Annotated in this window: 14 protein-coding genes; 2 read left to right on the top strand and 12 right to left on the bottom strand. The window is 71.0% G+C overall.

Features of this window, described 5'->3' with window-relative positions:
* Positions 1–47: 47 nt before the first annotated feature.
* Both otsB and otsA read right to left on the bottom strand, forming a co-directional pair.
* Complete coding sequence (gene otsB, locus BGO15_RS07000; protein WP_056519896.1) at positions 48–830, bottom strand: trehalose-phosphatase; 783 nt, start codon at positions 828–830, stop codon at positions 48–50.
* Positions 827–2,230: an alpha,alpha-trehalose-phosphate synthase (UDP-forming) gene (gene otsA, locus BGO15_RS06995; protein WP_056207001.1), complete on the bottom strand. Its 1,404-nt coding sequence runs from the start codon at positions 2,228–2,230 to the stop codon at positions 827–829. The genes otsB and otsA overlap by 4 nt, the downstream gene beginning before the upstream one ends.
* A gap of 71 nt (positions 2,231–2,301) precedes the next feature.
* On the opposite strand from otsA, the gene BGO15_RS06990 reads away from it, so the two are divergent.
* Positions 2,302–2,559, top strand: coding sequence for a hypothetical protein (locus tag BGO15_RS06990; protein WP_045248495.1), 258 nt, complete (start codon positions 2,302–2,304; stop codon positions 2,557–2,559).
* A gap of 69 nt (positions 2,560–2,628) precedes the next feature.
* Here BGO15_RS06990 and BGO15_RS06985 read toward each other — a convergent pair whose 3' ends face one another.
* Together BGO15_RS06985 and BGO15_RS14815 are read right to left on the bottom strand one after the other, a co-directional pair.
* Positions 2,629–3,813: an acetyl-CoA C-acetyltransferase gene (locus tag BGO15_RS06985; RefSeq protein WP_045248496.1), complete on the bottom strand. Its 1,185-nt coding sequence runs from the start codon at positions 3,811–3,813 to the stop codon at positions 2,629–2,631.
* A complete protein-coding gene (locus BGO15_RS14815) occupies positions 3,810–5,243 on the bottom strand; it encodes a 3-oxoacid CoA-transferase subunit B (protein ID WP_416361456.1) in 1,434 nt (477 codons plus the stop codon). The genes BGO15_RS06985 and BGO15_RS14815 overlap by 4 nt, the downstream gene beginning before the upstream one ends.
* A 127-nt stretch (positions 5,244–5,370) precedes the next feature.
* On the opposite strand from BGO15_RS14815, the gene BGO15_RS06970 reads away from it, so the two are divergent.
* On the top strand, positions 5,371–6,165 hold the full coding sequence (locus BGO15_RS06970; RefSeq protein ID WP_056207006.1) for an IclR family transcriptional regulator: 795 nt from the start codon (positions 5,371–5,373) through the stop codon (positions 6,163–6,165).
* A 9-nt stretch (positions 6,166–6,174) separates the two neighbouring features.
* Here the strand turns inward: BGO15_RS06970 and BGO15_RS06965 are convergent, their stop codons facing one another.
* From BGO15_RS06965 to BGO15_RS06930, 8 genes are read right to left on the bottom strand one after another with little or no spacing between them, the layout of a single operon-like run.
* On the bottom strand, positions 6,175–7,083 hold the full coding sequence (locus BGO15_RS06965) for an alpha/beta fold hydrolase (RefSeq protein WP_056207114.1): 909 nt from the start codon (positions 7,081–7,083) through the stop codon (positions 6,175–6,177).
* Positions 7,080–7,832: a 3-hydroxybutyrate dehydrogenase gene (locus tag BGO15_RS06960; RefSeq protein WP_156454823.1), complete on the bottom strand. Its 753-nt coding sequence runs from the start codon at positions 7,830–7,832 to the stop codon at positions 7,080–7,082. The genes BGO15_RS06965 and BGO15_RS06960 overlap by 4 nt, the downstream gene beginning before the upstream one ends.
* Positions 7,826–8,545, bottom strand: coding sequence for a TetR/AcrR family transcriptional regulator (locus BGO15_RS06955; RefSeq protein WP_048808881.1), 720 nt, complete (start codon positions 8,543–8,545; stop codon positions 7,826–7,828). Before BGO15_RS06955 ends, BGO15_RS06960 begins: the two co-directional genes overlap by 7 nt.
* Positions 8,529–10,115 (bottom strand): class I adenylate-forming enzyme family protein, encoded by a 1,587-nt coding sequence (locus tag BGO15_RS06950; RefSeq protein WP_056519902.1) that lies wholly within the window; start codon positions 10,113–10,115, stop codon positions 8,529–8,531. The genes BGO15_RS06955 and BGO15_RS06950 overlap by 17 nt, the downstream gene beginning before the upstream one ends.
* Positions 10,112–11,236 (bottom strand): branched-chain amino acid ABC transporter permease, encoded by a 1,125-nt coding sequence (locus BGO15_RS06945; RefSeq protein WP_056207008.1) that lies wholly within the window; start codon positions 11,234–11,236, stop codon positions 10,112–10,114. The genes BGO15_RS06950 and BGO15_RS06945 overlap by 4 nt, the downstream gene beginning before the upstream one ends.
* Positions 11,233–12,108 (bottom strand): branched-chain amino acid ABC transporter permease, encoded by an 876-nt coding sequence (locus BGO15_RS06940; protein WP_056207010.1) that lies wholly within the window; start codon positions 12,106–12,108, stop codon positions 11,233–11,235. The genes BGO15_RS06945 and BGO15_RS06940 overlap by 4 nt, the downstream gene beginning before the upstream one ends.
* Positions 12,105–12,824 carry an ABC transporter ATP-binding protein gene (locus BGO15_RS06935; RefSeq protein ID WP_045248504.1) on the bottom strand — a complete coding sequence of 240 codons (720 nt, stop codon included), beginning with the start codon at positions 12,822–12,824 and terminating at the stop codon, positions 12,105–12,107. The genes BGO15_RS06940 and BGO15_RS06935 overlap by 4 nt, the downstream gene beginning before the upstream one ends.
* On the bottom strand, positions 12,821–13,585 hold the full coding sequence (locus tag BGO15_RS06930; RefSeq protein WP_056207012.1) for an ABC transporter ATP-binding protein: 765 nt from the start codon (positions 13,583–13,585) through the stop codon (positions 12,821–12,823). Before BGO15_RS06930 ends, BGO15_RS06935 begins: the two co-directional genes overlap by 4 nt.
* Position 13,586 lies beyond the last annotated feature (1 nt).

Genomic DNA, 13,586 nt, shown 5'->3' with positions numbered 1-13,586 from the left:
CGGGCCGCATTCCCCCCGGCGCACGCGCGGGACGTACGCGCGGTCGCTCAGCCGCGGGCGTCGGCGAGGTGCTGCAGCAGGGCCGCGAGCTCCTCGGGCGAGCCCACCCGCACGGCCGCGGCGGTCTCCCCCGCACCGACCCGCACGCCGAGGTCCGCCGGCCCCAGGGCGCGCAGCGCGTCTTCGTCGGTGACGTCGTCGCCGGCGAACACGACGGCGGTCGCACCGACGCGATCGGCGAGGCGGCGGACCGCGTCATCCTTCCCGCCCTCACGGAACGCGTACTCGACGATGTCGTGCCCGGTGCGACGTCGCCAGGCGGGCGCCTCGCGCGCCACCAGGTCGTCGACCCGCCGCTGGGCGGTGGCCGCGGCATCCGGCTCGCTCAGCCGGGTGTGCACACCGAAGCCGAAGCTCTTGCGTTCGATCCAGGCGCCGTCGAGGTCGGCGACGAGACCCTCGGCGGTGTCCGCCAGCTGGTCAAGAGTCGCCGTCTCCTCGGAGGTCGGCGCTCCCTCGACGCCCGACTCCCCCGGATGCCAGTACTCGATGCCGTGCGAGCCCGCCAGGTGCCACGGCGACGCGTCGTCGTGCTCGGCGATCACCCGCAGGTCGGCGAGCGAGCGCCCCGACACGAGCGCGACGTGGGTGCGGGGCGCAGCCGCCAGCGCACCGAGCGCCGCGCGAGCGGCGGGGATCATGCGCGCCGACATCGGCTCGTCGACCGTGTGCGACAGGGTGCCGTCGAAATCGAGTGCCACGAGAAGTACATCGGATGCCGCGACCCGAGCGATGCGCTCGGTCGCCGCCTCCGGCGCGGTCGCGGTCACCGGGCGTCCGAGCGGGTCGCGTCGAGCGCCGCCAGGAACGAGCGCGACCAGTCCTCGACGTCGTGTTCGAGCACGCGGCGACGCAGCGCCCGCATCCGTCGTCCCTGCTCGGCCGCCGGCATGTCGATCGCGCGGCGGATGGCGTCCTTCACCCCGTCGATGTCGTGGGGATTGATCAGCAGCGCACTGCCCAGCTCGTCGGCGGCTCCCGCGAACTCGCTCAGCACCAGCACACCGCGGTTGTCGGTGCGGGTGGCGACGTACTCCTTCGCGACGAGGTTCATGCCGTCGCGCAGCGCCGTCACGAGCATCACGTCGGCCGCGAGGTAGAGCGCCACCATCTCCTCGCGCGGGTATGCCTGGTGCAGGTAGCGGATCGCCGTGTGCCCCATCGTGTCGTGGTCGCCGTTGATGCGCCCCACCGTCAGTTCGATCTCGTCGCGCAGCTGCATGTACGCCTCGACGCGCTCCCGGCTGGGGCTCGCGACCTGCACGAGGGTGACGTCCTCGACCGAGAGGGAGCCGTCGCCCAGCAGTTCACCGAACGCCTTCAGCCGGTGGCGGATGCCCTTGGTGTAGTCGAGTCGATCGACTCCCAGCAGGATCTTGCGGGGATTCCCGAGGCTCGCGCGGATCTCCGCCGCCCGCGCGCGCACGTCCTCCCGTTGCGCGAGCTCGATGTAGGAGTCGGCGTCGATCGAGATCGGGAACGCCTTGGCGAGCGCGAGGCGCGTGCCACCGTCGGGCGTCGGCACCCGGATGCCGCTGGCGCGCGTCTCGTAGTGGAACTGGCGGCGCACGGCGCGGGCGAAGTTGCCGGCGTCGGCCACTCGCTGGAAGCCGATGACGTCGGCGCCGAGGAGACCCTCCAGCACCTGACGACGCCAGGGCAGCTGGGCGAAGATCCCGTATGCCGGGAACGGAATGTGATGGAAGTAGCCGATCGTCAGGTCGGGCCGCAGCTCCCGCAGCAGCGCCGGAACGAGCTGCAGCTGGTAGTCCTGCACCCAGACCGTCGCGCCGGAGGCCGCGACTTCCGCCGCCGCCTCAGCGAAACGACGGTTCACCGCCACGTAGGTGTCCCACCAGATGCGCTTGTACCGCGGCGCCGCGATCACGTCGTGGTACAGCGGCCAGATCGTGTCGTTCGAGAAGCCTTCGTAGTAGTTCTCGACCTCCGCCGCGGAGAGCGCGACCGGCACGATGAAGATGCCGTCGACCTCGAGCGGGTCGAGCTCCAGGTCGGCTTTGCCGGGCCATCCGACCCACGCGCCGTCACGCTTGCGCATGACCGGCTCGAGCGCGGTGACGAGACCACCCGGCGAATTCCGCCAGCCACCGTCGTCGTCGCGATCCACCGGGAGTCTGTTTGCCACGACCACGAAGTCGGCCTGAGTCACAAGGGCCCTGCTCTCTGATTCGGTCCGTCCAGGCTATCCGCACCCGTCAGCGAGCCGACTACGGTTGACACATGCGCAAGTACCTCTTCGGCACGGGCATCATCGGCGCCATCACGAGCGGATTCACCCTGCTGCGCGGTCTGCGCGGGAGCGACGAGCCGTTCACCTGGCGCACCGCGCTCGCGTGGCTGAGCTGGGGCATCACCCTTGCGCTCGCGATCGGCGCGATCGTCGACACCTTCCGAGCCGGCCACGGACACGTGATCGGCAACGACTCCCCCGTCGCCGACAAGCAGGCGAAGCTGCTCGCCAAGCGCCTGCGCCGCTGAGCGCACCCGACACACGGCGACGCCCGCCCTCCCGCAGAGGGCGGGCGTCGTGCTGTCAGCGCGTGATGATCAGCGCGTGATGATCAGCGCGTCGCCCTGACCGCCGCCGCCGCACAGCGCGACGGCCGCGGTGCCCGATCCCCGGCGCACCAGCTCGTGCACCACGTGCACGACGAGCCTGTTGCCGGATGCCCCGATCGGGTGCCCGATCGCGATGCCCCCGCCGTGGATGTTGACGATCTCCTCCGAGACGCCGAGACGAGCGGTGGATGCCGCCACCACCGCCCCGAACGCCTCGTTGATCTCGATGAGGTCGAGGTCGCCGACCGTGATGCCGTGCTTCTGCACGGCCACTTCGATGGCGTGGGCGGGCTGCGCGTGGAGCGAGTTGTCGGGGCCGGCCACCTGGCCGGAGGCACCGACCGCGGCGAGCACGGTCCAGCCCTGATCGTCGGCGTGGGCCCGCGTCGTGAGCACGACCGCGGAGGCACCGTCGGAGATCGGCGACGAGTTGCCGGCGGTGATGGTGCCGCCCTCGGCGAAAGCCGGACGCAGCGCCGCGAGCGTCTCGATGGTGGTCTCCGGGCGCACCCCCTCGTCGGCGGTCAGCCGCAGCGGCTCGCCCTTGCGCTGGGGCACCTCGATCGGCACGATCTCGCCGTCGAAGACCCCCGCCGCCTGCGCGGCAGCCGCTCGCTGATGGGACAGGGCGGCGACGTGGTCCTGCTGCGTGCGGGTGAGCTGATAGGTCGGGTTCAACCGTTCGGTGGAGGCTCCCATGCTGTCGTGCTCGTAGGCGTCGGTGAGCCCGTCGAGGGCCATGTGGTCGAGAACCTCGACCGAGCCGTACTTCCAGCCCGACCGGGAGTTCATCATCAGGTGCGGCGCCCGGGTCATGGACTCCATGCCCGCGGCCACGACGACGCGCGCATCGCCGAGCCGGATCATGCGCGCCGCGTCGATGACGGCCGTGAGGCCCGAGAGGCACACCTTGTTCACGCTGTGAGCCGGGACATCCCACCCGATCCCCGCGCCGATCGCGACCTGTCGCGCCGGGTTCTGACCCGACCCCGCCGGAAGGACCTGCCCGACGATCACCGCATCGACGGCACCGGCGGGGATGCCCCCCTGGGTGAGCGCGCCGGTGACGGCGAAGGATCCGAGCTGCACCGCGGTGAAGGGCGCGAGCTGGCCGAGCAGCCGCCCCTGCGGGGTGCGCGCGGCGGCAACGATGACGACGTCGTCGGAGATCATGCGTCCACCTTAAGCGTGTCGGCGATGACGAGCGCGGGCTCGGTCGCGGCGACGACCTCGTCGATCGTGACACCCGGCGCGAGCTCGGTCAGCACGAGTCCGTCGGGAGTCACGTCGATCACGGCGAGGTCGGTGATGATCCGGTCGACGACCCCGCGGCCCGTGAGCGGCAGGCTGCACGCGTCGACGATCTTCGGGGAGCCGTCCTTCGCGACGTGCTCCATGAGGACGACGACCTTCGCCGCTCCGTGCACGAGGTCCATCGCGCCGCCCGGGCCCTTGACCATCTTCCCGGGGATCATCCAGTTCGCGAGGTCGCCCGTGGCCGAGACCTGCATGGCCCCGAGGATCGCGGCGTCGATCTTGCCGCCACGGATCATGCCGAAGCTCGTCGCCGAGTCGAAGAACGCGGCACCCGGAAGCACGGTCACGGTCTCCTTGCCGGCATTGACGAGATCGGGATCGACGTCCTCGTCGAAAGGGTACGGGCCGACGCCGAGAATGCCGTTCTCGGACTGCAGCACCACCGTCACGCCCGCGGGCACGTAGTTCGGCACGAGGGTCGGCAGGCCGATCCCCAGGTTGACGTACGAGCCGTCGGCGAGCTCCTGAGCCGCGCGCGCGGCCATCTCGGTGCGCGTGAGCGCCATGGTCATGCCCCCCCCTCGCGCCGTGACGGTGCGCTTCTCGATGCGCTTCTCGATGCCGGTGCCGACCTCGACGATGCGGTGCACGTAGACGCCGGGCAGGTGCACGGCGTCGGGGTCGAGCACTCCGGGCTCGACGAGCTCCTCGACCTGCACGATGCAGATGCGCCCGGCCATCGCGGCGAGCGGGTTGAAGTTGCGCGCCGCCTTGTGGAACACGAGGTTGCCGTGGCGGTCCCCCCGCCACGCGTGCACGAGCGCGAAGTCGGTGACGATCGCCTCCTCGAGCACGTAGTCGCGGGCCCGACCCGAGACGTCGAAGGAGCGCACGTCCTTGGCGGGCGACGCGACGGCGACGCCTCCGGAGCCGTCGTAGCGGCGGGGAAGCCCGCCCTCCGAGACCTGCGTGCCGACGCCCGACTGCGTGTAGAACGCGGCGATGCCCGATCCGCCGGCGCGCAGCTTCTCGGCGAGGGTTCCCTGCGGGGTGAGCTCGAGCTCGAGCTCGCCCGAGAGGAACTGCCGCTCGAACTCCTTGTTCTCCCCCACGTACGACGACGTCATCTTGCGGATGCGGCGGGCGTTCAGCAGCACGCCGAGACCCCAGTCGTCGACGCCGCAGTTGTTCGAGACGATCGAGAGGTCGCTCGTGCCCTGCGCGAGCAGGGCGTCGATGAGGGCCATCGGGTTGCCGGAGAGGCCGAAGCCTCCGACCGCCAGGCTGGCGCCGTCGGGGATGTCGGCGACGGCCTCGGCAGGCGTCGCGACTTCTTTGTCGATCACGGGTCACTCCTTCGTCGAGCGGATCGTGGGTGGTCGTCGGTGAGTCCTCCCCGAGTCTCGCCGGGGTGCGGCATCCTGCCCATCAGGTGCTTGCGATGTGGGCGAATAGGCGCATAGTGTCCACATCATGGACACCACGACGACGGTTCCGGGAGCGCAGGCCGTCGCCCGCGCCGCCGCCCTGCTGCGGGTCGTGACCCGCGCCGGCGCCGACGGCGTCAGCGTGACGGATGCCGCGCGGGCCACGGGACTCACCCGGCCCACCGCGCACCGCCTGCTCACGGCGCTGCGGCACGAGGGCCTGGTCGACCTCGACGAGTCCGCCGCCAGCTGGCGCCCAGGCCCCGAGCTGTATCTCATGGGCACGGTAGCCGCCGCTCGCTACGACGTGACCGGCGTCGCCCGCGACATCGTGCGCTCACTCGCGGTGCGCACCGAGGAGAGCGCGTTCCTGTCGGTGCGGCGTGGCGACGAGACGGTGTGCCTGCTCGAAGAGGAGGGGTCGTTCCCGATCCGCTCGCGGGTGCTGTCGGAGGGCGTGCGGTTCCCCCTCGGTGTCGCCTCGGCGGGGCTCGCCATCCTCTCGTTCCTCCCCGACCACGATGTGGACGCCTACTTCGAGCGGCATCCCGACCTCCCCCGCGCCTGGGGAGCGGCTCACCGACAGGACCGCCTGCGCGCCCGCATGGCCGAGACGGTCGAGCGCGGCTACGCCGTCAATCCCGGCCTCATCGTCGAGGGCAGCTACGGCATGGGCGCGGCCGTCTTCACCCGCGACGGTCACCCGCAGTGGGCGCTGAGCCTCACCGGCGTCGACTTCCGCTTCGCCCCCGAGCGCCGCGCCGAGATCGGACGCATCCTGCTCGCGCACGCCCACCAGCTGACGACCCGCATCGCGGGGCACCGCGCCGGGGGGAACTGAGCCCGGGCGTCAGACCGAGTCGGATGCCGCGGCCACCTGCTCGCGGATCTCGGCGGCGACGATCGCCGCGCCGCCCCCGGACAGCACGATCGTGTAGTGATTGAAACCGGGGATGCGGGAATGCACGACACCGGGAACGGTCGGGAGCAGGCGTTCCAGGTAGTCGGGGGCGTAGAGCCCCGGCTCCTCGTTCTGCAGGCCGCGCGGCACCGTCAGGAACCGCGTCGGATGTGCGAGCGCGGCGAGAGCCGCCGGCAGCACATCACCGGTGTTCATGTCGAGCGTGTCCGCGGCGGTGATCTCGTAGCTCGTGGCGGGACGCAGCATCCCGGCGCCGTCATCGACGAGGTCGTAGGCGAGGTAGTCCTCGAGGGTCGCCGACCAGTCGTCCCGGAACGCGGGATGCACCCGCCAGAAGTCGAGATAGTCGTCGACGCTCGCGAAGCGGCGGGAGAGCCGTTCGGCCGTCGGCCCCAGGATCGCCGCGACGAGCGTGTCGGTGTCGAGCCCCGCGGGCACGTCGAGCGGCAGCCCGCCGTCGATGAGCAGCAGACGACTCACGCGCTCCGGGTAGAGGTAGGCGAACGCGAGCGACACGAACGCGCCCATCGAGTGGCCGACCACCAGGGAGCTCGTCACGTTGGCGGCGTCGAGGAGCGCGGCCAGGTCGGCGGCATGGGCCGCCATCCCGGCGGGATGCGTGATGCCGTTGCTCGCCCCGCGTCCGCGCAGGTCGGGGGCGATCAGCCGGTAGCCGGGAAGCAGCGGCACGACATCGTCCCAGGCGTGCAGGGACGAGGTGACGCCGTGCACGAGCACGACCTCGCCGAGAACCTCGTCCACCGGCTCCCAGACGATCGCGTGAAGGGTGCCGCCCTCGACGGCCACGTCGAGGGGATGAGCGACATGGGCGCTCATCGTGCGGACCATCCGCCGTCCATGGTGTACGACGCACCGGTGACCATCGCCGCGGCATCCGAGACCAACCAGCCCACGAGCGACGCGACATCATCGGCCTCGACGAGCTGCTTGATCGCGGCCTCGGTCAGCATGACCTTCTCGACCACCTCGTCCTCGGGGATGCCGTGCACCTTCGCCTGGTCGGCGATCTGCTTCTCGACCAGCGGCGTGCGCACGTATCCGGGATTGATGCAGTTGCTGGTGACGCCGTGCTCGGCCCCCTCGAGCGCCGTCACCTTCGAGAGACCCTCGAGGCCGTGCTTGGCGGCGACGTACGCCGACTTGAATGCGCTCGCACGAAGCCCATGCACGCTCGAGATGTTGACGATGCGGCCCCAGCCGCGCTCGTACATGCCGGGGAGCGCCGCGCGGATCAGGAGGAACGGCGCCTCGAGCATGATGCGCTGGATGAGGCGGAACGCGTCAGGGTCGAAATCGACGATCGAGGCGACGCGCTGGATTCCCGCGTTGTTCACGAGGATGTCGGCGTCGAGGGTGAGCGCGTCGAGCGCCGCGGTGTCACCGAGGTCGACGACCCACGTCTCGCCCCCGATCGCCGCCGCCGCCTTCTCGGCGGCCTCGGCGTTGAGGTCCGCGATGACGACGGTGGCGCCGCGGGCCGCGAACTGCGAGGCGCAGGCGAACCCGATGCCGCTCGCCCCTCCCGTCACGACGGCGCGTCTGCCTGCCAGATCGGTGCTCACGATTCGATTCCTTCCTCGGTGGCGCGCACGACCGGCGCGCCGATGGTCGAGGGGCGGGGCGCGAGAGCGTTGTCGATGAACCGCGTCATCGCCGCGAACACGTCCGACGGGATCTGCGCGGGCATCGCGCCCGTGGCATCCCTCTCCCACAGCAGGTACCGCATGCCGATCAGCTCTCCCGCGCCCATGAGCGCCCACGCAGCCACGGCCGGATCGAGCCCGGCATCGACATCGCCGTCCTGCTGGGCGGCGCGAAGCCCCGCCTCGTAGCCGTCGACGATGCGCGTGTAGTGCAGGCGCAGCAGCGCGGGTGAGACGAACTCGGCCTCGCGCACGACCCGGTAGAGCGCCGGGTGGTCGGCCGTGAAGCGGAAGAACCCCGCGAACCCGGCGTGTTCCGCCTCGAGCCGTGACCGCGCCCCGACCATCGCCTCCCCCATCGCGTGGCGCACCCGCTGGTTGAGGTCGAGCACGAGCGCCTCGAAGATCGACTGCTTCGAGTCGAAGTAGAGGTAGAAGGTACCGAGGCCCACTCCGGCGCGCTCGGTGATCTTCACGATGGATGCCTCGTGGTAGCCGAGGTCGGCGAACACCTGCTCGGCGGCCTCGAGGATGCGTCGACGGGTCGCCTCACCGCGCTTGGTGAGAGGCCGGCCGGTCGCCTGGGAGACCGGGGAGGCCGCGGCATCCGTCAGGGCGTCATCGGGAGTGTTCATCGATCCTCCGGGGCTCGAGGACGAGGGCGGCGGCGCGTTCGCGCAGCCGCCGACGGGCGATCTTGTCGACCGCGGACCGGGGCAGCTCGTCGACCACGACGAATCGCACCGGAACCTTGACGGAGGAGAGGATGCCGCGGGCGTGCGCGTCGAGCTCGTCCTCACCGACCACTGCCCGCTGAGCGAGCGTGACGAACGCGACACCGCGCTCTCCCCACACCCGGTCGGGCACGGGGACCACCGCCGCGTCGACGACGAGCGGATGCGTGCGCAGCGCCGCCTCGACCTCCGCGGGGGCGACGTTCTCGCCACCGGAGATGAAGATCTCCTTACGCCGGTCAACGATGCGGTAGACGCCGCGCGCGTCGCGCGCGGCGAGGTCGCCGGTGCGCAGCCAGCCACCCACGAAGGCCCGCGCCGTCGCGTCGGGGTCATCGAGGTAGCCGGGCGTCACGCTCGGCCCCTGCACGACCAGCTCGCCGGTGGCGGCGCCGTCGAGCAGGTCGCCGGTCTCGGGATCGATGAGAGCGACGTCGACGTGGCGATAGGGGCGTCCGACGGTGCCGACGAGGTCGTCTGTCTCCCCCGGCACGGTGAGCACGTTGGGGCCGGCCTCGGTGAGGCCGTAGCCCTGGGCGAGACGCACCCCCCGCGCGCGCCACGTGGCGTGGAGGTCGGCGGGCATCGTCGCGCCGCCGACCTGCGCGACGCGCAGGGACGACAGATCGGATGCCGCGAATCTCGGGTCGTCGGCGAGCAGTCGGTACTGCGTGGGCACGCCCATCATGACGGTCACACCCCGGTCGGCGATGAGCGGCAGCACACGCGAGGGCTGGAAGGACCGCTCGAGCACGACGGTCGCGCCCGCCCACCACGCGAGCAGCGGCTGCACGTTCCATGCCGCGATGTGGAACTGCGGGAGCATCGTGAGCACGACGTCGTGGGCGGCGATCTCGATCGCGCCGGCGAGGGCGAGGTTGTTCCAGAAGCAGTTGGCGTGGGTGAGCACGACCCCCTTCGGGCTCGCCTCGCTTCCGGAGGTGAAGATGACGAGTAGCGGATCGTCGTCGCGCACCCCGCGGGGGCGCGGTGCGGCGCCGTGGTCGGGATGCCGCGGCGGCAACACCCGCTCGGAGGTGTGACCGCCGAGCACGGCGACGGGCGGCACCGTGTCCAGGTGCGTGCGTGCCTCGGCGACGAGCCCCGCGTACTCATCGTCGACGAGGAGCAGCTGCGGCCGCGCGCGTGCGATCAGGGCGGCGAGTTCACCGGCGGCTGCCCGCCACGACAGCGGAACGAATGCCGCGCCGACCGACGCGCAGCCGAAGAACGCCACGACATGGTCGATCGAGTTGCCCGACACGGTGGCGACGCGGTCGCCCGCACCGTAGCCCGCCGCACGCAACGCCTCGACGAACCCCGCGACGCGCTCGGCGAGCGTCGCGTAGTCGATGCGAACCCCTCGGTCATCGATCGCGGTGGACGCCGGCGACAGCCGCGCCCGGTCGCGCACCCAGCGCGCGACGGTGTGCGGCTCGTCGACGAGCGGTGTCAGGTCGAGGGCGTTCATACTCGCGCCTCGACGCGGTCCTCCGCAGCATCCAGCTCGGTCAGGGGCGTCGCGCGACGCGCCGAGCGTCGCCGCCGCGCAAGCTGGTCGACGGTGCCGGCGATCCCACCGGGCAGGAACATCACCACGATGATGAACAGTACGCCCAGCAGGAACAGCGGTTCGGAGAGCGGCACGCGCAGCACGTCGGGAAGGCCGGCGATCGCGTCGGTGCGGGCGAGCACTGTGAGGCGCTGGTCGAGGAGCGTGTAGACCACCCCGCCGATCACCGCTCCCCAGCGGAACCCGACACCGCCGAGCACGACCATCACGAGGATCGTGATCGTGAGGTCGGCCGACACCGCCCGCGGCTGAGTGCCCGACTGCAGGAGCATGTAGGCGACACCGGCGGCCGCGGCGCATCCGGCGGCGACGACGAACACCAGGAGTTTCGCGGTGTAGGGGCGCAGTCCGAGGATCTGCACCCTCTGATCGTTCTCGCGCGCTGCTCGCGCAAGGTGCCCGAGGCGCGAACTGTCGACCCAGAGCGCGACGAGATAGACGAGCACGACCACCACGAGGGCGATCCAGTAGAGGTTTCGGGTGTTCGCGACCCCGAGCAGTGCATCCGGAACCGAGCCGGTCGGGAGGGCGAGTCCCTCTTCGCCTCCGGTGACCTCCTGGTTGCGGCGCACGAGCACGGAGCCTGCCTGGGCGAATGCCAGCGTCACCATCGCGAACGGGATGCCGGTCACCCGCATGCTGATCGCGCCGGTGAGCGCCGCGATCGCGAGGCCGCCGATCAGGGCGATCAGCACGCCCGGCCACAGCGGCACACCGGCGTACTGCAGCACGATGCCGAGGCCGTACGCCCCCGCCCCGAAGTAGAGGGCGTGCCCGAAGGAGAGCAGTCCCGCGGTGCCGAGCAGCATGTTGTACGACAGCGCGAGAGCGGCGAAGACCATGCACAGGGCCATGAGCTGCAGACTGCCCGCCGTGTAGGTGGGCCCGGGGAGGATGCCGGGGATCGACAGGTCGAGCAGGGGCAGCACGGCGAGCACAGCGACGAGGACGACGCCGACGATCGCCGGCACGAGTGCGCGCCGCACCGGGCGGGGCTGCGAGATGGATGCCGCGGTCATGCCGCCCTCCCGAGGAGTCCGCGCGGGCGCACCAGCAGCACGACCGCGAGCAGCACGACCACGATGAAGTCGCCGGTGCCGCCGAGGAAGAAGTTCGAGAACTGCTGCAGCACAGCGACGATCACCGACGCGATCGCCGCGCCCGCGAGCGAGCCGAGGCCGCCGATGACCGTGACGATGAACGCGAAGATGAGCAGAGTCTGCCCGAGCTGAGCCGAGACATATCCGGTGTACTGCGCCGCGAGCACGCCGCCGATGCCGGCAGCCGCCCCGCCGATGGCGAAGACGAGGGTGAACGAGCGACGGACGTCGATGCCGAGCGCGGTCACCATCTGCCGGTTCTCGACGCCGGCGCGGATGATCATGCCGTACCGCGTGCGCCGCAGGAACACGACGAGTGCGGCGAGCACGAGCGCGGCGGCGAGCATCAGCACCCAGTAGGTGTTCGGGATGCGCGCTCCCAGCACGTCGGTCGTCTGCACGAGCCACTCGGGACCCTTGATGTAGATCGGATCGGTTCCCCAGATGCCCTCGAACAGGGCGACGGCGGCGAACGAGAGCCCGACGGTCACCAGCACCTGTTCGATGTGACGTTCGTAGAGGGGGCGGATCAGCGCCAACTCGGTGACCGCCGCGAACACGGCGCCGACGACAGCGCCCGCCAGGATCGAGAGCAGGAAGCCACCCCAGGACGAGGTGTCCATGCGGCGCGCGACCTCCCAGCCGACCAGCGCGCTGAGCGTCAGGAAGGCTCCGTGGGCGAAGTTCAGCACGTGCATGAGCCCGTAGATGAGGCTGAGGCCCGAGGCGATGAGGAAGTAGAGGGCGCCGAGGCCGACGCCCGTGATCAGGACGAGCACGAGGGAGCTCATGCGGTCACCTCCGCATGCACTCCGAGCAGCCGTCGCGTGAGGTCGGGGTCGTCGAGGATGCCGGCGGCGGTGCCGGTGTGCACCACGCGCCCGCCACTGATGACGATCGCGGGTCCGGCGAGCCGGCGCACCACCTCGAGGTTCTGCTCGACGAGCAGGATGGGCACCGTGCGCGCCGCCTCTGCGAGGGCATCCGCCACTTCTGTCACGATCTTCGGCGCGAGCCCCTTGGTCGGCTCGTCGACCAGCAGGATGCGGTTGTCGTTGAGCAGTGCCCGGGCGACCGAGACCATCTGCTGCTGTCCGCCCGAGAGCGTGCCGGCGGCCTGATTGCGGCGTGCGACGAGGTCGGGGAACAGCTCGGCGACGAACTCGCGGCGCGGGTTGCGCTGCCGCTCTGCAAGGGCGAGGTTCTCGGCCACCGTGAGGCCGGCGAAGACCTCTCGGTCCTCGGGCACGTACCCCACACCCCGCTGCACGATGCGATGGGTGGAGAGCCCGTCGATCCGCTCCCCCGCGAGCGTCACCTGCCCACGGCGGGAGATCAGCCCGAGGATCGCACGCAGCGTCGAGGTCTTGCCGACGCCGTTGCGGCCGAGTACCGCGGTGATGCCGGTCGCGGGCACCGAGAACGAGACATCCTCGACGACCTGTTGGCCGCCGATCGTCGCCCGCAGGTTCGCGACCTCGAGGATCGATTCGGATGCCGCGCTCATGCCGCCGTCCCCAGGTAGGCCTGCTGCACGACCGGGTTCGCCATGATCTCGGCGGGGTCGTCGAAGGCGATGATGCTGCCGAAGTACATGACGGCGACCTTGTCGACGAAGCCGAGGAGCACGTCGATGTGGTGCTCGACCATGAGCACGGTGCAGTTCTTCTCGCTCTGCATGCGGCGGATGGTGTCGACGAGGCCCGGCACGTCACCGGACCCGACGCCGGCCATGGGCTCGTCGAGGAGCACCACGTCGGCGTCGGTTGCGAGCAGCACGGCGATCTCGAGTTTGCGCTTGTCGCCGTGCGAGATGTCGCCGGCGAAGGCGTCGAGCTTGTGGTCGAGACCGACCTCCTCGAGCGCGGCGTGTGCGCGGCGGGTCGCGGCATCCGCTCGCCCGGGGAAGCGCAGCAGCGAGTAGCTGCCGCCGAGCTGAGCCTGGGCGGCCAGGCGCACGTTCTCGAGAACGCTCAGCCGCGGGAACAGACTCGAGGTCTGGAAGGTGCGCCCCAGCCCCGCCCGCGCTCGGCGCGGGACCGACGTGCGCGTGACGTCGGAGCCGTGGAGGCGGATGGAGCCGGACGTGGGCTTGACGAGTCCGGACACGGCGTTGAACAGGGTGGTCTTCCCTGCTCCGTTGGGGCCGATGACCCCGACGGAGGAGCCGGCCGGGACCGTGAGGTCCACGTCCTTCAGGATCGTCGCGCCACCGATCTGCCGGCCGAGGCCGGCGATCTCGAGGGCGGGCGGGGTGGAGCTGGACATG

This window comes from Microbacterium sp. 71-23 (genome assembly GCF_001897265.1).
GTDB lineage: Bacteria > Actinomycetota > Actinomycetes > Actinomycetales > Microbacteriaceae > Microbacterium > Microbacterium ginsengisoli.
This window is presented reverse-complemented; position numbering and strand designations above follow the sequence as displayed.